General features: G+C 70.5%; 15 protein-coding genes. 11 read left to right on the top strand and 4 right to left on the bottom strand.

All coding sequences use genetic code 11. The annotated features are described in order from the left end of the window. Positions 1-20: 20 nt before the first annotated feature. The gene (locus ACF1FZ_RS10405; protein WP_391772930.1) at positions 21-1,064 is read right to left on the bottom strand and encodes a phosphatase PAP2 family protein; all 1,044 of its coding nucleotides are present in this window, start codon (positions 1,062-1,064) and stop codon (positions 21-23) included. A gap of 480 nt (positions 1,065-1,544) precedes the next feature. Between ACF1FZ_RS10405 and ACF1FZ_RS10400 the strand changes: the two genes are divergently transcribed. After that, positions 1,545-3,278 (top strand): MFS transporter, encoded by a 1,734-nt coding sequence (locus ACF1FZ_RS10400; protein ID WP_391772929.1) that lies wholly within the window; start codon positions 1,545-1,547, stop codon positions 3,276-3,278. An 89-nt stretch (positions 3,279-3,367) separates the two neighbouring features. After that, complete coding sequence (locus ACF1FZ_RS10395) at positions 3,368-4,597, top strand: acyl-CoA dehydrogenase family protein (RefSeq protein ID WP_391772928.1); 1,230 nt, start codon at positions 3,368-3,370, stop codon at positions 4,595-4,597. A 22-nt stretch (positions 4,598-4,619) separates the two neighbouring features. On the opposite strand, the gene ACF1FZ_RS10390 is transcribed toward ACF1FZ_RS10395, so the two are convergent. Next, entirely contained in the window at positions 4,620-5,060 is a 441-nt protein-coding gene (locus ACF1FZ_RS10390) for a cell division protein SepF (protein ID WP_391772927.1), read from the bottom strand. A 286-nt stretch (positions 5,061-5,346) separates the two neighbouring features. Between ACF1FZ_RS10390 and ACF1FZ_RS10385 the strand changes: the two genes are divergently transcribed. The 4 genes from ACF1FZ_RS10385 to ACF1FZ_RS10370 all read left to right on the top strand — a co-directional run bounded on the left by ACF1FZ_RS10385 (position 5,347) and on the right by ACF1FZ_RS10370 (position 9,351). Continuing rightward, positions 5,347-6,573 carry a DUF5685 family protein gene (locus ACF1FZ_RS10385; RefSeq protein ID WP_391772987.1) on the top strand — a complete coding sequence of 409 codons (1,227 nt, stop codon included), beginning with the start codon at positions 5,347-5,349 and terminating at the stop codon, positions 6,571-6,573. A 141-nt stretch (positions 6,574-6,714) separates the two neighbouring features. Then, entirely contained in the window at positions 6,715-7,521 is an 807-nt protein-coding gene (locus tag ACF1FZ_RS10380) for a DUF1684 domain-containing protein (RefSeq protein ID WP_391772926.1), read from the top strand. A gap of 268 nt (positions 7,522-7,789) precedes the next feature. Further along, positions 7,790-8,683 carry a S1 family peptidase gene (locus ACF1FZ_RS10375; RefSeq protein WP_391772925.1) on the top strand — a complete coding sequence of 298 codons (894 nt, stop codon included), beginning with the start codon at positions 7,790-7,792 and terminating at the stop codon, positions 8,681-8,683. A gap of 188 nt (positions 8,684-8,871) precedes the next feature. Further along, positions 8,872-9,351, top strand: coding sequence for a hypothetical protein (locus ACF1FZ_RS10370; RefSeq protein ID WP_391772924.1), 480 nt, complete (start codon positions 8,872-8,874; stop codon positions 9,349-9,351). Positions 9,352-9,363: 12 nt separating this feature from the next. Here ACF1FZ_RS10370 and ACF1FZ_RS10365 read toward each other — a convergent pair whose 3' ends face one another. Continuing rightward, positions 9,364-10,293 (bottom strand): DUF4231 domain-containing protein, encoded by a 930-nt coding sequence (locus tag ACF1FZ_RS10365; RefSeq protein ID WP_391772923.1) that lies wholly within the window; start codon positions 10,291-10,293, stop codon positions 9,364-9,366. 212 nt (positions 10,294-10,505) lie between these two features. Between ACF1FZ_RS10365 and fxsA the strand changes: the two genes are divergently transcribed. The 4 genes from fxsA to fxsT all read left to right on the top strand — a co-directional run bounded on the left by fxsA (position 10,506) and on the right by fxsT (position 18,439). Further along, the gene (gene fxsA, locus ACF1FZ_RS10360; protein WP_391772922.1) at positions 10,506-10,670 is read left to right on the top strand and encodes an FxSxx-COOH cyclophane-containing RiPP peptide; all 165 of its coding nucleotides are present in this window, start codon (positions 10,506-10,508) and stop codon (positions 10,668-10,670) included. Positions 10,671-10,780: 110 nt separating this feature from the next. Further along, on the top strand, positions 10,781-13,057 hold the full coding sequence (gene fxsBH / locus ACF1FZ_RS10355; protein WP_391772921.1) for a radical SAM/SPASM protein FxsBH, inactivated beta-hydroxylase extension form: 2,277 nt from the start codon (positions 10,781-10,783) through the stop codon (positions 13,055-13,057). Between the two features lie 151 nt (positions 13,058-13,208). Then, on the top strand, positions 13,209-14,510 hold the full coding sequence (fsxC, locus tag ACF1FZ_RS10350) for an FxsC protein (protein WP_391772920.1): 1,302 nt from the start codon (positions 13,209-13,211) through the stop codon (positions 14,508-14,510). Next, positions 14,507-18,439 (top strand): FxSxx-COOH system tetratricopeptide repeat protein, encoded by a 3,933-nt coding sequence (fxsT, locus tag ACF1FZ_RS10345; RefSeq protein WP_391772919.1) that lies wholly within the window; start codon positions 14,507-14,509, stop codon positions 18,437-18,439. The genes fsxC and fxsT overlap by 4 nt, the downstream gene beginning before the upstream one ends. Before the next feature lie 42 nt (positions 18,440-18,481). Here fxsT and ACF1FZ_RS10340 read toward each other — a convergent pair whose 3' ends face one another. Continuing rightward, a complete protein-coding gene (locus tag ACF1FZ_RS10340) occupies positions 18,482-19,372 on the bottom strand; it encodes an alpha/beta fold hydrolase (RefSeq protein WP_391772918.1) in 891 nt (296 codons plus the stop codon). Between the two features lie 436 nt (positions 19,373-19,808). On the opposite strand from ACF1FZ_RS10340, the gene ACF1FZ_RS10335 reads away from it, so the two are divergent. Next, positions 19,809-20,894: a S1 family peptidase gene (locus tag ACF1FZ_RS10335; RefSeq protein WP_391772917.1), complete on the top strand. Its 1,086-nt coding sequence runs from the start codon at positions 19,809-19,811 to the stop codon at positions 20,892-20,894. The last annotated feature ends 123 nt before the right edge of the window (positions 20,895-21,017 follow it).

Here is a 21,017-nt window from a genome sequence, read left to right as displayed (position 1 = left end):
CGCCGGTCGGGGCGACCGGGTCAGGGGCCGACCGGACCGCCCGTGACCGGGCGGGACGGGCCCGCGCTGCCCCGCGGTGAGTGGTCCGCGTGCGCCGGACGGCGCGAGCCGCCCGGGGCCGGCGGTGTCCGCTCCGGACGTACGGGATGTGCTTGGTGCGCCCGGGCCCTGGCAGCCGTACCCGGGTGGCCTGGGGTTCCCGCCGTCCCGGGCGCCGGACCCCGGCTCGCGGAGCCCAGGGCGCCCTCGGCCACCGCCCCGCCGCCCAGCGCCTGCGGCAGCAGGACCGGCTCCGGCGCCACGGGGGCGGCAGGAGCGGACTTCCGCTGTCGGCGTCGGGCCCGCCACTGCTCGCGCACCGAGAGGATCAGGGACTCGGCCCGCGTGATCAACGGCTCGAACCAGGGCAGGGCCAGCAGGATCAGCAGGCCGGCCGCCCAGCCCAGCAGGACGTCGCTGAGCCAGTGGGTGCCGATGTAGACGGTGGTGAGGCCCACGCCCAGGGAGACGAACGCCGACAGGGCCGAAAGGTAGCGCCTGGCGCGGGGCGTGGTGGCCAGGTAGGCAAGGATTCCCCAGGTCACGACGGCATTGGCGGTGTGACCCGAGGGGAATATATCGCCACCGGCGTAGAGCTCCGCCGAGCCGATCCGGGTGGCGTAGTGCGGGCCGAGCCGCCCGAGGCCGAGCTTGACCGCGCCCACCGAGAGGTTGAGCAGCAGCAGGGAGGTGCCCAGGGTGAGCAGGGGGCGCAGCGTGTGCTGACGCCAGGAGCGCCAGCCGAGCCAGGAGGCGACCATCACGGCTGTGGGACCACGCTGGCCCAGCACGACGTAGTAGTCGAGGAAGGCGTGGAGTTCCGGCCACTGCTGATAGGGCCGGAACAGCATGACCTTCCAGTCGAGAGCCACCAGCCAGGACGAGACGAGCACGGCAACGACGATGGCGAGATAGAACGCCAAAGTCCCGCCGAAGAGAGCGATGCGGTGACGGCTCATCCGCGGGGTCTCTATCTTCGGCGGTTCCGGCTCCCGGTCCAGACGGGCAAAGATGTCGGTACGCACGCAATGGACGTTACAGCGAGTGAGTGTGCGATCCGGCCGATCCCGCGTCTTTGTGATGACGATGTGATGTGGACTTTGTCTCAGTCCGGTATCCATTAGCGGGGCTGCGGGGAATCGCTTTGGCCCCGCCCGCTATTCGCCGGTGACGCTATTCGCAGAAATGTTTGAGCGTCGATGAATTGGCGCAGCCCGACTGCGCCGCGTGTGAGCGGGCCCATTCGGGGCGGCCCCGGGCCGTGGCCGGTGGCGCCCCGGTGTGCCCCGCCGCGGCGGCCGGAACGCACCCAGGGCGCCGGATGTCAAGTGGTGTACGCCACACCCGGTGGCTCGTGAACGTATGAGCTGCACCACGCGTGACCACGTGGAACTCGCGTACGCTGACGGCTCACTCGCCCGTCGATGCCGGGCCCGGGGGACGCCGTGAGACGGAGCCCCAGCAGGTCTGCCGAGCGCGAGGGACTCATTGTGGGAGGTACGTACATGACCGGGACGTCCACGGCCGTGAGCAGGCTGCGCGCCGCAGCCGACGGTGCCAACCGCTGGGTCGTCCTGGTCGTCCTCTGTCTCAGTCTGCTGCTGGTGGCCCTCGACGCGACCGTGCTGCACGTCGCCGTCCCCGCCGTCACCGAGGACCTTCGGCCCAGCGCCGTCGGTCTGCTGTGGATCGTGGACGCCTACCCGCTGGTCTGTGCCTCCCTGCTGATCCTCTTCGGCACTCTCGGCGACCGGATCGGCAGACGGCGCGTCCTCCTCTTCGGCTACGCCCTCTTCGGCGTCGCCTCCGCGCTCGCGGCGACGGCCGACTCGGCGGGCGTGCTGATCGCGGCGCGTGCCCTGCTCGGCGTGGGCGGCGCGATGATCATGCCGGCCACGCTGTCGATACTCCGCCAGGTCTTCCCCGACCGCCGCGAGCGGGCGCTGGCCATCGGGGTGTGGACCGCGGTCGCCGCGGTGGGCGCCGCGACCGGACCGGTCATCGGCGGATTCCTCGTCGAGCACTACTGGTGGGGCTCCGTCTTCCTGATCAACATCCCGCTCATGGCGCTGATCCTCCCGGCCGGGTACCGGTTCCTGCCCGAGTCCCGCGGGGAGGAGGAGGGTCCCTGGGACGTGCTCGGCGCCCTGACGGCCGCGGCCGGTGTGCTCGGGGTCGTGCTCGGGATCAAACGGATCGGCGGCGGCGAGGGCCCGCTGGACCCCGTCACCCTCGTCCCGCTGCTCGCGGGGGCCGCACTGCTCGTCCTCTTCGTACGCAGGCAGAAGCGGCGCACCCACCCACTGATCGACATCACGATGTTCTCCCGGCCGGCCTTCACCACCGCGGTCGGCTGCATCGTGCTCGCCATGCTGGCGCTGGTCGGGCTGGAACTGATCGCGGTCCAGTACCTCCAGCTGGTCCTGGACCTGAGCCCGCTGGAGACCGGCCTGCGGCTGCTGCCGCTGACCTTCGCCGCGATGGCGGCCGGCGCCACGGGCTCGTACACCCTGAGCCGTGTCGGTCCCCGCCGGATGGTCGGCTGGGGCTTCGTGCTCACGGCGGCCTCGGTGCTCCTGCTGACCCTGATGGGGCAGCACGACCGGCCGGTACTGCTCACCGCGGGCTTCGTACTGCTGGGCTTCGGGCTGCAGTCCACGCTGTTCGGGGCGTACGAATCGATGCTGAGCGAGGCCCCCGCGGAGAGGGCGGGCGGCGCGGCCGCGATAGGCGAGACCTCGTACCAGCTCGGTGCGGGCCTGGGTATCGCCCTGCTCGGCAGCGTCATGAACGCGGCCTACGCGCCCGGGCTCTCCCGGCTCCACGAGGAGGGCGTGCCCGCCGCCGCCGGATCGGCGGCGGCGCATTCGCTGGGCGAGGCCTATCAGGTGGCCGGCCGGCTGGGTGGCCCCATGGGAGACCTGCTGCGGGACACCGCCCGGCGCGCCTTCATCGACGGTCTGCACGTCACGCTGCTGGTCAGTGCGGGTCTGCTGCTGCTCGGGGCGCTGGCGGCGCTGCGTCTGCCGCGGGTCATGGACTGCCCTGCGGTGAAGGACACCCGCCGGGAATCGGCGGCCGTCGTGCCGGAGCGGGCCGCGGGGTCCGGAACCTCCGGATCCACGCCACGCCGTGAGGCCCCTTCGCTCGAGGCGCCGGACACCCCGCAGCGCCTTGTCCCCCGTCCCGCCCGGCGCGAACCGGCCGAGGTCACGGGCTCTGGACGATCAGCACGCTGAGCCGTAACGTCGGCACGGCGCCGTAACTACCACTGCTAGTTTTAGTGGTGCGGCGCGTTTCCGTACCGTGTGAGCCGCCGGAGGTACCCATGTCCACCACCGAGTCCGCGAAACCGCCGGAGCCGCCGAAGAGGCCGCCGTTCGATCCGGGTGACCCCCTCGGCATCGACGATCTGCTCGACCCCGAGGACCTCGCGATCCGCGACACCGTGCGCACCTGGGCCACCGACCGGGTCCTCCCGCACATCGCCGAGTGGTACGAGAGAGGCGAGCTCCCCGGCATCAGGGAGCTGGCCCGGGAGCTGGGTTCGCTCGGCGCACTGGGCATGTCCTTGGAGGGGTACGGCTGCGCCGGGGCGAGCGCCGTCCAGTACGGCCTGGCCTGTCTGGAGCTGGAGGCCGCCGACTCCGGCATCCGCTCCCTGGTCTCCGTCCAGGGCTCCCTCGCCATGTACGCCATCCACCGCTTCGGCTCCGAGGAGCAGAAGCAGCGGTGGCTGCCCGGCATGGCGGCCGGCGAGACCATCGGCTGTTTCGGTCTCACCGAACCGGACCACGGCTCGGACCCCGCCGGGATGCGCACGTACGCCGAGCGGGACGGCGAGGACTGGATCCTCACCGGCCGCAAGATGTGGATCACCAACGGGTCGGTCGCCGGGGTCGCCGTCGTGTGGGCGCAGACCGGTGAGGCGGGCGGTGGCTCCGGGATCCGCGGCTTCGTCGTGCCGACGGACAGCCCCGGCTTCTCCGCCCCCGAGATCAGGCACAAGTGGTCCCTGCGCGCCTCGGTCACCAGTGAGCTGGTCCTGGACGGTGTGCGGCTGCCCGCCGACGCGGTCCTGCCCGGGGCCACGGGGCTGCGCGGCCCGCTCAGCTGTCTCAACCACGCCCGCTACGGGATCGTCTGGGGGGCCATGGGTGCCGCGCGCGCCGGTTTCGAGGCGGCGCTGGACTACGCGAGGTCCCGTGAGCAGTTCGGCAGGCCCATCGGAGGATTCCAGCTGACCCAGGCCAAGCTCGCGGACATGGCGCTGGAGCTCCACAAGGGCATCCTGCTCGCCCACCATCTGGGCCGCCGGATGGACGCGGGCAGGATCCGCCCGGAGCAGGTCAGCTTCGGCAAGCTCAACAACGTGCGGGAGGCGATCGAGATCTGCCGCACCTCGCGCACGATTCTCGGTGCCAACGGGATCTCGCTGGAATACCCGGTGATGCGGCACGCGACGAATCTGGAGTCGGTGCTCACCTACGAGGGAACCGTGGAGATGCACCAGTTGGTGCTGGGCAAGGCGCTCACCGGCCTGGACGCTTTCCGGTAGGACGCTCCGGCGAGCACCCTGCTCAGCTCTGGTTGAAGAATCCGTCGGCCGGCCGGCCGACGGATTCGCCGGTGACGACCTGGGTGTGGGCGGGGGTCAGCAGGAAGACCCTGGTCGCCACGCGCTCGATGGAGCCGCGCAGGCCGAAGGTCAGTCCCGCGGCGAAGTCCACGACGCGCTTCGCGTCGGCGGGGTCCATGGCCGTGAGGTTGACGATCACCGGCACCCCGTCACGGAAGAGCTCGCCGAGCGCGCGCGCGTCCCGGAAGCTGTCCGGGGTGACGGTGGCGATCCGGCGGCCCGTGTCCTCGGCCTCCTCGGAAGCCACCTGCACGCGGGGATCGGTCACCCATGGCTGATTCGTGCCGGTCTCAGCATCCTCGGAGTACTCGTCGTCGTAGTACCGCTCGTCGTTGTCCTCCACGAGGCCCAGCCAGGCACTTGCCTTGCGCACCGATCCCATGGACGCCTCCTCTCACCGCGGTTCGTTGGTGTTCCGCATCTCTTTCCTATCCCCATGGTCGTCCATGATGCGGATACAGCGCCAAGGGGATAGGCGTCACGCAGGCGATTCGTGACGCTACTGGTGCAGAACATGTGGCGATTCGTCAGGGTTCGTACCGCATAAGGGGGCTTGCGGAGTGAAAATATGATGCTCCGTCCGTACGGGTGACATGGCGGGCGTACGGGTGAACGGACCGGTCGATACGATGCACGCCGCGCAGACGGGCGGGCTCGCGACCCGTCGGATGAACGGCTCCCGGGGGATCTTCGTGTTCGGAATCGTGAGGCCATGTACCCATCGGCTGTCCGAAGGGCTGAAGACGGAGTGGATGGCTCATCTCTGCGGTCTGTGTCTCGCCCTTCGTGCGGACCACGGGCAGTTCGCCCGGGTCGTGACGAACTACGACGGCCTGATCGTCTCGGTCCTGACGGACGCTCAGTCCGAGCGCTCGGCCGGGCGGCGGCGCACCGCGGGCCCCTGTCCGCTGCGTTCGATGCGGACCGCTCCGGTCGCCCGGGGCGAGGGGGCCAGGCTCGCAGCGGCCGTGTCGCTCGTGCTGGCCTCGGCGAAGGTGCGTGACCATGTGGCCGACGGTGACGGGCTGTTGAAGCGGCGGCCGGTTGCCGCCGCCGCGCGCCGGGTCGCCGCGGGCTGGGACAGGGCCGGGGCACGCACCGGGGCCGAGCTCGGCTTCGACACGGCGCTCCTGGTCGACGCGGTCGACCGGCAGGCCGGCATCGAGTCCCTCGCCGGCCCGGGCACCCCTCTGCTGACGGTCACCGAACCCACCGAGACGGCGACGGCCGCGGCCTTCGCGCACACCGCCGTACTCGCGGGCAGGCCGCAGAACGCGGAGCCGCTGGCCGAGGCCGGGCGGCTCTTCGGGCGGCTCGCCCATCTGCTGGATGCGGTGGAGGACCGCGAGGCCGACACCGCGTCGGGTGCCTGGAACCCGCTCACCGCGACCGGCACACCGCTCGCCGAGGCCCGCCGCCTGTGCGACGACGCGCTCCACGGTGTGCGCCTCGCGATGCGGGACGCGGAATTCACCGACGGCACGCTGGCGCACGTGCTCCTGGTGCACGAGCTGCGACGCTCGGTGGACCGGGCCTTCGGCCCCGCCTCGTGCTCGCACCAGCAGAGCGGGCAGCCCTCGGGCGCCTTCGGTCCGCCGCCCGGCAACCCGTACGCACCCGCCCCCGGCGGCCCGCCCGGCCCCCCGCTCCCGCCCGAGCCGCCACGCAACCGGCGCGGCCTCGTAGCCGGCTGTCTGGTCTGGGCGGGGCTCGCCTGCACCTGCCAGCTGTGCTGTGCCGGCAGTTTCAACGACCCGTGGAGCGGCCAGGAACGTGAAGGGCTCTGCCACAAGGGTGACTGCGGCGACTGGTGCGAAGGGTGCTGCGAAGGCTGCAACTGCTGCGGCAACTGCTGCAGCTGCTGTGAGGGCTGCAACTGCGGATGCGACTGCTGATCCGGCGTCAGGCGGCCGCGGGAGAGGTCCGCCCGGCGGGCTGACCGGCGTACGTCCTGACCTCACGGGGTCTCCCGGACGTGCCGGCCGCCGGCACCGGATGCCCCGGTCCGGCCGAGCCGGTGTGGAAAGGTTGAGCGCATGAGCACGGACGCACAGCAGGACAGCGAGGAGTTCCGCGCCTGGCAGCGCTGGCACGAGGGGCGCATCGTCACCGTGGCCGCGCCGCACGGCCCGCTCTCCCTCACCGGCACCCATTGGCTCGCCGACCATCCGGAGGGTCGAATTCCGGCCGTACCCGGGCTGTGGCGCGAGGAGGGCGGCGGGGTGGTGCTCACCGCCACTCCCGAGGACGGGCTGACCGTCGACACGAAGCCGCTGGCCGGTGAGGTCCGCCTCGGCGCCGACCGGGGCCCCGTCGACACCTCCCGGGTGGCGCAGGGCGAGCGCCGGCTGGTCGTGCTGAGCCGCGAAGGCCTCTGGGCGGTCAGGGACTTCGACCCGCAGTCCCCGGCCCGTCACGCCTTCCGGACCGTCGACGCCACCCCGTACGACCCGAAGTGGTCGCTGGAGGGCACCTTCCGGCCGTACGGCTCCGACCGTACCGTCCGCGTCGGGAACGCGGACGGGCGGGAGCGCGGGCTCGGCCTCTCGGGTGAGATCGCCTTCACCGTGGACGGCGCCGAGCACACCCTCCAGGTGGCGGTCGAGCCCGACGGTTCGCTCTGGGCCGTCTTCGCCGACGCGACCAGCGGGGACAGCAGTTACCGTTTCCGCTTCCTGCGGCCGCCGGCGCCCGACGCGGACGGCAGGGTGCGGGTCGACTTCAACCGCGCCCTGCTGCCGCCGTGTGCCTTCGCCGACCACTTCATCTGTCCCTTCCCGCCACCGGGCAACACCCTCACGGTGGCCGTCCCCGCAGGGGAGCGGAACCGGATCGACGGCTGATCCGTCCCGCCCCGGATGCCGGCACACGGCCCCCAGCCGTCACAGGGTGGCCGGGGCCGGTGCAGTCGCGTGACGGCGTGGCCGAAAAAGCACCCTTGCGTGGCGCATGGGCATCCCCCAATACTCCCGATCAGCGTCCGTCAGAGCGTGATGTGTCCGGATTCGAACACTTTTTGGAACGCGTCCGCGCCCTGACCGCGCCTCACGGGTCCGGCCACCCCACAGGCGGGCCCCCGGTTCCCTTCGGGAGGAATGACAAGTGAGGATCATGCACACCACCCCCCGCGGCGGCGGCAGAGCCGGGCGCGGCCGGGTCACCGCTGTCTTCGCCGGCCTCGTCGCCTTCGCCGCACTCGCCGTACCCGCAGCCGGCGCCGACCAGATCGGAACGTACAGCTCTGCCCAGCTCAGGGCGGCGGGGCAGGCCGTGCTCGAAGCCGATGTCGCGGGCACCGCCTGGAACGTCGACACGGCCACCGGGCGGCTGCTCGTCACCGCGGACAGCACCGTCTCGCGGGCGGAGATCGACAGGATCAAGGATCACGCCGGAGCCGAAGCGGGCGCCCTGCGCATCGAACGCACCCCCGGAAAGCTCAGCAAGCTGATCTCGGGCGGCGACCCCGTCTACGCCTCGAGCTGGCGCTGCTCCCTCGGATTCAACGTCCGCAGCGGGAGCACCTACTACTTCCTGACGGCCGGGCACTGCACCGAGGGCGCCGACACCTGGTGGGCCGACCCGGCCCACACCACGGTCCTGGGCACCACCGAGGGATCCAGCTTCCCCGTCAACGACTACGGCATCGTCCGCTACACCAACGACTCGGTGCCCAAGCCCGGCACCGTCGGCAGCCAGGACATCACCGGCGCGGCCAACGCCACGGTCGGCATGTCCGTCACCCGGCGGGGCTCCACCACCGGAATCCGCAGCGGCACCGTCACCGGTCTCAACGCAACCGTCAACTACGGCAACGGCGACATCGTCCACGGCATGATCCGCACCAACCTGTGCGCCGAACCCGGCGACTCGGGCGGCCCCCTCCACTCGGGCCCCCGGGCGATCGGTCTCACCTCGGGCGGCAGCGGCAACTGCACCACCGGCGGGACGACCTTCTTCCAGCCGGTCACCGAAGCACTGAGCGCGTACGGCGTGAACGTGTACTGACCCCGTCCGGGCACCGCCGCACTCCTGTGAGCCCCCGCTGACTCCGGGCGGGGGCTCCCCTCCGGAGCGCGGCTCTTGAGAGGATGTCAGGAAGACCGCTCGCGCAGGCACTACGGGGACGGACGCCGTGCCCGCCCGGAGGGATGCCCTCCGGGAGTCCCCGGCAGACACCAGGGGGTTCCAGGTCCGTGAAACGCATCGGAGTGACCGGTCACCGCTCCATCCCCCAGGAGGTCCACGAGCATGTGCTGGAAGGGCTGAGGGCGGCGCTGTGCGGACACGAGGGGTCCCTGGAGGCGCTCTCCAGCCTGGCGGTCGGCGCCGACCAGCTCTTCGCCGACCTCGCCCTGGCCCACGGCGCGGAGCTGACCGTGGTCATCCCCAGCGGGGACTACGAGGCGTGCTTCGCCGCCGGGGGCGAACTCCGGCGCTACCGGGCGCTCAAGGCCCGGGCCACCCGTGAGGTCCGGCTGGACTTCCCGCATTCCACCGACGAGGCCTACTACGCGGCGGGTGCCTACATCGCCGACCACTGCGACCGGTTGCTCGCGGTCTGGGACGGCCGGCCCGCACGAGGCCTCGGAGGCACCGGTGACATCGTGACGTACGCCCGTGGCCTGGGGCGGCCGGTCACCGTCATCTGGCGTGGGGGAGTGGAGCGCGGCTGAGCCCGCGCGCACTCACATCCGGTGCCTGACCAGCCAGTCCGTGTGCTCGGGGGAGACGACCCGCTCGGTCTCGAACACGGCGGCCGCCCACTGCCGCTCGGTGAGGGTGGTCTCCATCGCGGCCTGCATGTTCTCCAGGTCCTCCTCGACGAGGGAGTGCGCGGTCACCAGAGGGTGGTGGCGGCGCATCTCGTTCCAGGCGAGGCAGGCGGCGGCGGCGGCGGAGAGCGTCCCCGTCAGTGCGAACGACCCGGCGCCGCCGAAGGTCTGCAGCACCGCGAGGACCAGGGCCGGAAGCGTCAGCGCGGCGACGGTGCTCGACCAGACGAGCGCCCCGCGCCGCGACACCGTCATGCGCCTGCGGTACCAGCGCCGCTGCTCGATGAGCCGGTCCCGGATGTACGTCTCCTTGCGTACGGTGAACGCCTTTTCGCGCAACTCCCGCATGGACGCGGTGATGAGACCGCCGCCCGCGTCCGCCATCTCCTCCCTCGGGTCGTCCCAGCCCACCTTCCGTAACTCCTGGAGTCCTTCCTCGAGCCGGCTGGCGAACACCGCTTCGGGGTGCTGGACCGTGGAGTCGAAGGGGGAGCCGTGGACCGCGTAGCGCCAGCAGTTGGACTTGATGAACTCCGCGGCGGAGCGGTTGAGTTGCCAATGCGACTTTGCTTTGCGCCGGGAGCCGAGGTAGGTCGCGATCAGGACACCCAGGTAGGCCAACACCGCTGTGGCGTGCAGGAGTTGGACATCCCCGGCGATCTCGGGGCGCCAGGGCAGGGCGGCCGGTACGGTGCCCAGGACGAGCAGGACCAGCTGCCCGCGAGTGGTGTTGACCGCCTCGCGCCGGCGTGCGACGGCCACGGCGTCGGTGTGGTGGAAGAGTGCGGGCAGATCAGCGCTCCTGAAGACCATGCTCTGCAGTGGTCCGGGAATCGCCGTCATGTTCACTCCTGTATTCGATGTGGTGGTCACCCCGGACCGTGAATGAATGGGTTCCCGTCCATTTGGAGCAGTCCTGCAAATCGCTCGGGTTACGGTGGTACGAGACGAGTTGCACACCGGGGCCATGAGAGTAAAGTCGTGCCGCCGGACACTGCAATGGTGCAGGTGCCGGTGTTGTTTCCGTGTCCGGAACGAGCCCATCGAGGACCGCCGTGAAGACCTACGAATCCACCCCGAACTTCGCTGTCGCGAAGCGTCGTGTACCGCTCGCGAAGATCGAAGTGAGCGGCAGTGCAGCAGCCAGGAAGATGGGCCGGGTGCTCGCGACGGCGGGCGTCCGCCCGACACAGATCTCCACATTCAACTCCTCGCTGTAGGGACAGCAGGGCAGTCGGCGACGTAAAGCTGTAAATATTCCACCCGTTCGGCCGTTCGGCTACTGTGCCAGCCGTCCGGATTCGCGGCGCGGCTGGACTAGAGTGGTGGAATGACAGGCCCCGCGGTCCCGTTCCGCGAAATCGTTCTGAAGGTCCACAGCAGGTGTGACCTCGCCTGTGATCATTGCTATGTCTATGAACACGCGGATCAGAGCTGGAGAACCCGGCCCAAGGCGGTTTCTGATCGCGTCATCGCCAGAACGGCTCAGCGCCTGGCTGAACACGCAAAGACGCACGCACTGCCCTCCGTGTCAGTGATCCTGCACGGAGGGGAGCCGCTGCTGGCGGGCCCCGCCCGTCTGCGGAGCGTGTGCGAGGAGTTCGGTTCCGCGCTCTCGGGTGTCGCCCGCCTCGACCTCCGGATCCACACCAACGGTCTTCAGCTCAGCCCCCGGTACCTGGACCTCTTCGACGAGTTCGACGTCAAGGTGGGTATCTCCCTCGACGGTGACCGCACGGCCAACGACCGGCACCGGCGCTTCGCCGACGGACGCAGCAGCCACCCCCTCGTGCTGAAGGCGGTCGAGCTTCTCCGGCAGGACCGCTACCGCCATCTCGATCTCGGACTCCTGTGCACCATCGACATCGAGAACGACCCGCACGCGGTGCTGGACGCCCTGACCGCGCTCGACCCCCCGCTCATCGACTTCCTCCTCCCGCACGCCACATGGGACGAGCCCCCGCCCCGCCCCGACGGATCGCCCACGGCCTACGCCGAGTGGCTCCTCGCGGTCTTCGACCGCTGGCAGGAGGGAGGCGGCCAGGTCCCGGTGCGCCTGTTCTCCTCGGTGCTCTCCACGCTGAGCGGCGGCCCGAGCCTCACCGAGTCCCTCGGACTCGCCCCCACGGATCTGGTGGTCGTCGAGACGGACGGCCAGCTGGAGCAGGTCGACTCCCTCAAGAGCGCCTACGAGGGAGCGGCCGCCACCGGATTCGACGTGTTCTCGCACTCCTTCGACGACGTCGCCGCCCACCCCGGGGTCCGGGCGCGGCAGCTGGGCCTGGCAGGTGTCAGCGAGACGTGCCGCCGGTGCCCCGTCGTACGGTCCTGCGGCGGCGGGCTCTACACGCACCGGTACCGCGCGGTGAACGGCTTCGACAATCCGTCCGTCTACTGCGCCGACCTGGAGGCGCTAGTGCGGGGGATCCAGGCGCGTACGAGCGCCGCCACCGTGTCCCCGGCCCTGACCGACCGGAACGAACTGGCCGCCGGGCAGCACGACCTGACCCGTACCCTCCTTGCCGGCCTCCACGACGCGCTGGACGGCCGCGGCGGTGCCCGGTGGGACGAGGCGTGGGAGCTCGCGGCAGTGCTGGAGTCCTCCGACGAGGGTGCCGCCGGGCTCGACCGCGTCCTGGCGCACCCGTACACGCGCACCTGGCTGCTGGACGTCCTGGAAGGGCTGCACGCCGAACGGCCCGAAGCCGTCGGCCAGGCACTGCGGCTGCCGTCCTACGTGGCGGCCGCCGCGGTGCGGTCCGGCCTCGGTCTGGAGGTGCCGGCGGACTACCGGGACGGCAGGCTCTTCCTTCCCACGCTCGGCGAGCTGCGCCTCGCGGGGCCCGGGGAGGCGGGGCGGGCCCGGGTGCGAGCCGTCGGCGAGGGGCTCTCGGTCCGGCGGGAGGGCGGCGGTGAACGGATCGTCCCGAGGGGCGCGGACAGCTCCGACTGGCTCCCGGTGCGGCACTTCGCCGCGGGGGGTGCGCCCCGGTTCGCCCTCGACGACCTGGACCCCTGCCGTGACTGCTTCGAGGCGCCGGCGGCGCCCCGCCTCGACCGGAAGGAAGCGGAGGCCTGGGCCGAGGAGGTCGGCAGGGCGTGGGAGCTGCTGGAGAGGGCCGCGCCCCGGCAGGCGGCGGACGCCGCGGAGAGCCTCACCACGCTGACCCCGCTCGTCGCCGGCCGGAACGTGAAGCGGCCGTACGGCCACGGGGCCGTCGGGCTCGTGATGACGGGGGACACCCAGGAGCTCGCCCTCGCGCTGCTGAGCGGTCTGCGACGGGCCAGGCTGCGGGCCCTGCTCGACATCACGGATCTCTACACGCTGGACGGGGCCTGGAAGTACGCGCTGCCCTGGGAGCGGAATACAACAGTCCCATTCTCCGGGCTACTGGCCGGCACGTACGAACGTGTGGGACTTTCCTTCCTCGTTCCCGGATTCATGGAGGGTGTGCCCGAAGCATTCGACATGATGGACGGGGCGGCCGAGCCGACGGCCGGAGGAATGCGGCTGCTGGAGTCGCTCCGGGACGAGGCGAGAGGGGTGCAAGGGACAAGTGGGATGAACATCCTCATGAATGCCGTGGTTCACGAACCTGTTCGATGAATCCTGGGTATGGATGACTGAAAAGCGGCGTTGAATGACCGAACGCCATGGGGGTGGAGCACAGTCCGCTCCGGAATGATGAATTTCGCTCGCACCCTCTCCAAAGACCTGGGATGCGGGTGCTCACACAGGACGGGGGTCGTGTGCACGCATGACGCAACAGCGAGCGGACCATCGGCCGTACTTTTTTCTGAGCTACGCGCATACACCGGGGTACGGCGGTGGGTCGGACCCGGACATGTGGGTCGAAAGGCTTTTCCAGGATCTCTGCGGTCATGTGATGGCCATGACCAATCTCCCAGCGGGATCGCCGGCCGGCTTCATGGACCGGGAGATACGCTCCGGCGAGGGCTGGTCCGAGCGCCTGGGCAATGTCCTGGCAAACTGCCGGGTCTTCGTCCCGTTGTTCTCGCCGCGCTACTTCGCCAGCGAGATGTGCGGCAAGGAGTGGTATGCCTTCGAGCAGCGCGCCATCCACCACAGGGCCCGGTCGAATCAGCCGGCCGAGGCGATCGTGCCCGCGCTCTGGGTACCGGTCCCACCGGCCCAGCTCCCCGGCCCCGCGGAGCGCTTGCAGTTCAACCACCGTGATTTCGGGGACCGTTACGTCAGCGACGGGCTCTACGGGCTGATCAAACTCACGTTGTTCGCCCAGGACTACGAACAGGCCGTCTACCACCTGGCCAAACGCATCGTTCACGTCGCCGACACGGTGCAGATCGGCTCGGGCAGACCCCTGGACTTCCGTCTCGTCCCCAGTGCGTTCGGCGCACCGGGCAGCGGAGCGGGCGCCCCGAGGCCCATGCGGATCTCGATCGCCGCCCCCACCCGCCACGACCTGCCGGAGGGCCGGAACCCGGAGTACTACGGCGACAATCCGCAGGAGTGGAACCCCTACCATCCGGCCGCTGCCAGACCACTGGCCTACGTCGCCGAAGAGCTCGTGCGCTCTCTCAACTACCAAGCCGTCGTCACGTCGTTCGACGAGGAACCCGGGCAGCGGGAGGGCAAGCAGCCGCCCAGTACCCCCGAGATCCTGCTCGTCGACCGCTGGGCCCTGCAGGACGAGGACCTCAGACGGCGGCTCGCCGCCTTCGACAGGGAGAACCGGCCCTGGGTGACCATGGTCGTCCCCTGGTGCCGGGAGGACCACCAGAGCCGGGCGGCCGAAGCAGAACTGGCCGAGAAACTCGAGCAGACGATGCCGGTCAAGATGCGGCAGGGGCGGGCCTTCTGCCGTGTCGCGGCCAAGGGGGTACCCAGTATGGAGGCGTTCGGCCAGATCCTTCCCCAGGTGGTCGAGGCGGCCGCCCAGCAGTACCTCAGGCATGCCACGGCCTACCCGCCCGCCGGTGGACGGCACAGTGAACGGACGCGACTCATGGGGCCCATGGGCAACACCCGGTTCATACCCGACATGCACGACCCTGCGACGGATGCGGAGGACGTATGACAGCCGGCCGTGACGGGCGCATCGTCACTTTCTACTCGTACAAGGGCGGCACGGGGCGCACCATGGCCCTGGCCAACACCGCCTGGATCCTCGCCGCCAACGGCAAACGGGTGCTGGCCGTCGACTGGGACCTGGAAGCCCCGGGGCTCCACCGGTTCTTCCACCCCTTCCTCGACCCCTCGACGCTCGGGGCCACCACGGGTGTGATCGACCTGATCACCGAATACGCCTGGGCCGCGACCAACCCCGCCCAGCGGGCCGACGACTGGCACCGCGACTACGCACGCATCCAGCCGCACGCGGTCTCGCTCACTCCCGAGGCGCTCGGCTGGGAGTTCCCGCGGGGCGGCACCCTCGACTTCGTCTCCGCCGGACGGCAGAACCGCGAGTACTCCGCGACCGTCTCCACCTTCGACTGGGACAACTTCTACGACCGGCTGGGCGGCGGCCACTTCTTCGACGCCCTGCGGGACGACATGAAGACGAACTACGACTACGTCCTCATCGACAGCCGTACCGGTCTCAGCGACATCGCCGACATCTGCACCGTCCACCTCCCGGACGTGCTCGTCGACTGCTTCACCCTCAGCGACCAGTCCATCGACGGCGCGGCCTCCGTCGCCCGGCAGATCGCCGAGCGCTACACCGGGCGGCCCATCTCCATCTTCCCCGTCCCGATGCGGATCGACGAGGGCGAGAAGGAGAAGGCCGACGCCGGCCGGGCGCTGGCCCGGCTGAAGTTCGACCGGCTCCCCCGTGACCTCTCGGGCGACGAACTCACCGCCTACTGGGGCGCGGTGGAGATCCCCTACCGCCCCTACTACGCGTACGAGGAGACCCTGGCCACCTTCGGCGACGAGGCAGGGCTCAGCAACTCGCTCCTGTCCGCCTTCGAACGCCTCACCGCGGTCGTCACACAGCAGGAGATCACCTCCATGCCCCCGGTGGGCGAGGAGGTGCGGCTGCGGATCCGTGACGCCTTCACCCGGCGCAGGCCCGCACTGCCCGCCGATCTCTTCCTCAGCTATGTGGCGGAGAACCGGATGTGGGCCGACTGGGTCGAATCGGTCCTCACCCGGGCGGGGTTCCGGGTGGTCCCGCGGGACGTCTCCGCCGACCCCGGCCCCGTGGACGCCGCACACGCGGCCGAGACCGCGGCCCGTACGGTCGTCCTGCTCTCCAGCGCCTACCTCAAGTCACAGCGGGCCGTGGCCCTGTGGGACAGGGCGGTCAACGAGGATCCCGGCGGGAGCCGGCGTCAGCTGCTGCCGCTCAGGGTCAGTGACGTCCGGCTCTCCGCGCCGTACATCGACCGCAATCCGGTCGATCTGTTCCGGCTGGACGAGGTGCACGCCACCACGGCCCTGATGCGCGCCCTGGACCGGCCGGTGCAGCTCGGCGACGGGATGTCGCCCGGCCCCCGGTTCCCCGGCACCGTGCCCCGGATCTGGAACGCGCCTCCCCGCAACCCCGGCTTCACCGGCCGCTCCCTGGTCCTGGAGCGGATGCGTGACCAGCTGGGCGGCGGCATGGCCGTCGTGCTGCCGCAGCCGCAGGCCCTGTACGGCCTCGGCGGCGTCGGAAAGACCCAGGTGGCCCTGGAGTACGTGCACCGCTTCATGGCCGACTACGACCTGGTGTGGTGGATATCCTCCGAGCAGATCGACGACGTGGTGGCCAGCCTCGCCGAACTCGCGGTACGGCTGGGCGCCCAGGGTGGCGACGACATGGCAGCCGCGTCGCAGGAGGCGGTGGACCTGCTGCGACGGGGCGTGCCCTCGGAACGCTGGCTGCTGGTCTTCGACAACGCCGACGACCCCGAACGCCTCAGCCGCTATTTCCCGCAGGGAGGCTCGGGCCACATCCTCGTCACGTCCAGGAACCAGGCCTGGTCCCAGCACGGTGACGCGCTGCCCGTCGACGTGTTCCTCCGGGAGGAGTCGATCGAGCACCTCAAGCGCCGGGCGCCGGGACTGAGCGACGAGGACGCCACCCAGGTGGCCACCGCCGTCGGAGATCTGCCGCTCGCGGTCGAACAGGCGGCGGCGTGGATCGCGGAGACGGCCACTCCCATCGACACCTATCTGGAACAGCTGGCCCAGCAGGCGCCGGAGGTCCTGGCCCTGAACCAGCCGGCCGGGTATCCGCAGCCGGTCGCGGCCACCTGGAACATCTCCATCGAGCGCCTCAAGGAGCGGTCGCCCGCCGCGGTACGGCTGCTGCAGCTCTGCGCGTTCTTCGCCCCCGAACCGATCTCCGCCAACCTCCTCTACAGCAAGGAGATGATCGAGGCACTCAAGCCGTACGACGCCTCGCTCCAGGAGAAGCTGGTGCTGGGCAGGGTGATCCGGGAGATCGGCCGCTTCGCCCTCGCCAAGGTCGACCAGGTGTCGAACTCCATCCAGGTGCACCGTCTCGTACAGGCGGTGATCAGGGCCCAGCTCGACGAGGAGGAGCAGCGCGAGGCCAGGCACGTCGTGCACCGCATCCTGGCAGGCGCCCGGCCCGACGACGACGAGCCGATCGACAACCCGGAGACCTGGCCGCGCTTCGCCACGATCTGGCCGCACCTCGGGCCCTCGGACGCACGCAACTGCAGGGAACCTGAGACCCGCAGGCTGCTGATCGACCGGGTGCGCTACCTGTGGAAGCGGGGAGACGTCCGGACGGCGGGCCGGCTCGGGGACGAGCTGCGGGAAACGTGGCGGGAGATGCTGGGCAACCAGGATCTGCAGTACCTCTACCTCTGCTTCCACCTCTCCAACATCCTGCGTACCCGGGGCCGGTACGTGGAGGCCAAGGAACTCGACGAGGTGACCCTCGGCAGGCAGCGAGCGGTGCTGGGGCCGGAGCATCCGCACACGTACATGACCACCAGCAGCCTGGCGATCGACCTGGGGCTGCTCGGTGACTACGGCAAGGCCATCGAGCTGGCGACCGCGGCGCACGAGGGGTTCAGCCAGATCTTCCACGAAAGGCACCCCCGCACGCTGGCCGCGGCCAACAACCTGGCGCTGAACCTGCGGAGCGTCGGGCAGTACGCACGCGCCAGGGAGATCGACCAGGACGTCTACGACCTGCGGTCCGAGGTCCTGGGACCGGAGCACCCGTACAGCCTGTCCTCGGCCATGTCGCTGGCGCGCGACCTGCGTGAGGTGGGGCGGTACGAGGACTCGGTGGGGCTGCTCAGCCGGACGTACGACACCTACAAGGCGACGCTCGGCCGGACCTACCCCACCACGCTCAGCGCCGCCAAGAGCCTGGCGGTCTCCCTGCGCAGGGCGGGGCAGCTGGAGGACGCGCGCCGGCTCACGGTGGCGACCCGGGCCAGGTACCGGGCCAAGTACACCTCGGCCAACCCCGACTCGCTCGCCTGCGACCTCAACATGGCGGCCGACCTGTTCGCGGCGGGAGAGGCCGCCGAGGCCAGGGACACCGCTCAGGAGGTGGTGGACCAGTACATGAAGGTGCCGGGGGAGAAGCATCCGTACACCCTGGCCGCGCAGAACAACCTCGGCGTCTACCTCTCGGGGGCGGGAGCGCCCCAGGAGGCGGAGAAGCTGCTGACACGGGTGGTCGCCTCCATGCGTGAGGTGTTCGGACGGGAGCATCCGAACACGCTGTTCTCCGTGATGAACCTGGCCAATGCCACGGCCGACCGCGGTGAGCTCGAGATCGTCCTGGAGACGGAGCGCACGGTGGCCGGTCAGCTCAGGGAGGTCCTCGGGGTGCACCATCCGGAGACCCTCGCCATGACGTCGAACCTCGCGGTCACGCTCGACGCGATGGGACGCAAGGACGAGGCGCTGAGAGTCCGGGCGGAGACGGGCGACGAACTGGCACGGCAGCTCGGTGACGATCACCCGATGACCCGGATAGCGCGGGACGAGCGGAGGTTCCGGCGCGAGCTGGAGCCGATGTCGGTGTGAGCCGGAGGGCGCCGGGCTCCGGAAGCCCGGCGCCCTCCGGGATCAGCAGACCGCGGCTTCGGCCTCCCGCTCGTCGAGCAGCCAGTTGAGCACACCGGGAAGCACGGACAGCGCGTCGAAGTGGGCGGCCGCCGGTTCCAGTACGGCGGTGGCGCCCGGGATCTGCCCGGCCAGCCAGCGCGAGTGCCCCACCGGGGAGAACACGTCCTTCACACCGTGCCACAGCATCACGGGACACGTGATGCCGGCGGGATCGAACCCCCACGGCTGGGAGAAGGCGAGGGCGTCGTCGATCCAGCCGTACGCCGATGTGCGCAGCCCCTCGCGGTAGTTGGCGAGCAGCATGGTGCGGATGCCGGCGTCGTTGACCACGGTGCGGTCGGAGTCGGTCAGTTCCCGGCGCAGGTCGTCCAGGAGCCGGGCCGGGTTCTGCCGGATCTCCGCCGAGCGGCTGATGAAGGATTCCGCCAGCCCGTCCGGATCCGCCGCCGCCGTGGTGTACGCGAGCACGTTCGAAGCGGCCATCCCTTCGAACCAGTCGAGGCCCTCGGCGTCCCGGGGAGCCAGGCTGACCAGGGCGGCGGTGCGGGTGACCCGGTCCGGCATCAGCGCGGCGCAGGCCAGAGCATGCGGGGCGCCACCCGAGCGGCCGACCACGGCGAAACGCTCCAGGCCGAGCGAGTCGGCGATCGTGCGTACGTCCTCGGCGACGTCCATCACCCTGCGTCCCGCCAGCCGGTCGGAGCCGCCGTATCCCGGCCGGTCGTAGGTGATCAGCTGCATCTTCCGCTGGTAGAGGACCATCCCGCGGGGAGCGGGACCCAGCCGGCTGCCCGGCATTCCGTGCAGGAGGAACACCGGTCTGCCTCGGGGATCCCCCTGACGCTCGACCATCAGATGCCGTCCGTCCGACACGCGCACCCGACTCCGCACGTCGCCCCTCCGCTCGGTCACCCCGCTCGGTCCGGGCACCAAGTGCCCGGCGTGTACCGCCTGTTCGATGATGACCTATCGGAGGCGATACCGGCACTCCTTGCCGGAACGCTCCGGTGGTGTCCGGGACGTTCGGAAGCACTCGGTGGTGTTCGGCTTCAGGAGTGCCCTCCACGGCATCCGGACTGCAGGGACCATTACAGGACAGGACTAGTCCTCACCCGTTGCCCGCGGCCGATTGCGCCGGGTGTTCGCAAACGGAACCGATGGGGAGCGAAGCCCGGCTTGTGGACGGATGGCGGGTGAATCGTCGGTGTCATGTGTGCGTCCGGAAGTCGACCTTGTGCGCTATCGGCCGCGTCGGAATAGTGGGCGCCCCATCCTCCGTGTTCCGGACACCCCACTTGTCCGTGCACGGCCCCACAGGAGGTCGAAGTTGAAGCACCGACGCATATCCAGGAAGCGTGCGGCCCTGACCGGATCGGCCGTCCTCGGCCTGGTCGCGGCAGGCATGACGTTCCAGACTGCGAACGCCAGTGACCACGTACCGCAGTTCACGGCGAAGACCCTCAACGCCCAGTCGGCCGGAAGTCTCGCGGCCACACTGGACAAGGCCCTGGGCGGCGACACGGCGGGCGCGTACTACGACGCCAAGGCCAAGAACCTCGTCGTCAACGTCATCGACGAGGCGGCGGCCGAGCGGGTCCGCCAGGCGGGCGGCAAGGCCAGACTCGTACAGCACACGCTCGCCGAGCTGACGGACACCCGGCAGACCCTCGCCGACAAGGCGACCATCCCCGGCACCTCCTGGGCGGTCGACCCGGTCAGCAACAAGGTGGTCGTCACCGCCGACCGCACGGTCAAGGGCGCGGCCTGGGACAAGCTCAGCAAGGTGGTCGACGGCCTCGGGTCCACGGCCGAACTGAAGAAGTCAGCCGGGGAGTTCAAACCCCTCATCGCGGGAGGGGAAGCCATCTGGGGCGGCTCCGGACGCTGCTCGCTCGGCTTCAACGTGGTCAAGGACGGCGAGCCGTACTTCCTGACCGCCGGCCACTGCACCGAGGGGATCACCAGCTGGTCCGACTCGCAGGGCGGCGCGGAGATCGGCGCCAACGAGGGCTCCAGCTTCCCGGACAACGACTACGGCCTGGTCAAGTACACGTCCGACGTGGAGCACCCCAGCGAGGTCGACCTCTACAACGGCTCCACCCAGGCGATCACCAAGGCGGGCGACGCGACCGTCGGCATGTCGGTGACCCGCAGCGGCTCCACCACCCAGGTCCACGACGGCGAGGTCACCGCCCTGGACGCCACGGTCAACTACGGCAACGGTGACATCGTCAACGGCCTGATCCAGACCACGGTCTGCGCCGAGCCGGGCGACAGCGGCGGCTCGCTCTTCTCGGGCGACACCGCGATCGGCCTGACCTCGGGCGGCAGCGGCGACTGCTCCTCGGGCGGCGAGACGTTCTTCCAGCCGGTGCCCGAGGCGCTGGCGGCGTACGGCGCCGAGATCGGCTGATCTCCGGTCATCGGTACACCGGCGAGCCCGCTCCCTCACGCGAGGGGGCGGGCTCGCCTGCCGTCGGGCGAAGCGTGCGGCGCGGAGTCCACGCCGCGCGGTCCCCAGGCCCTGGCCGTCTAC

The sequence above is a fragment of the Streptomyces sp. NPDC014623 genome (genome assembly GCF_043088245.1).
In the GTDB taxonomy this organism is placed as follows: Bacteria; Actinomycetota; Actinomycetes; order Streptomycetales; family Streptomycetaceae; genus Streptomyces.
The sequence above is the reverse complement of the archived record's forward strand: the minus strand, read 5'-3'. Positions and strand labels throughout refer to the sequence as shown.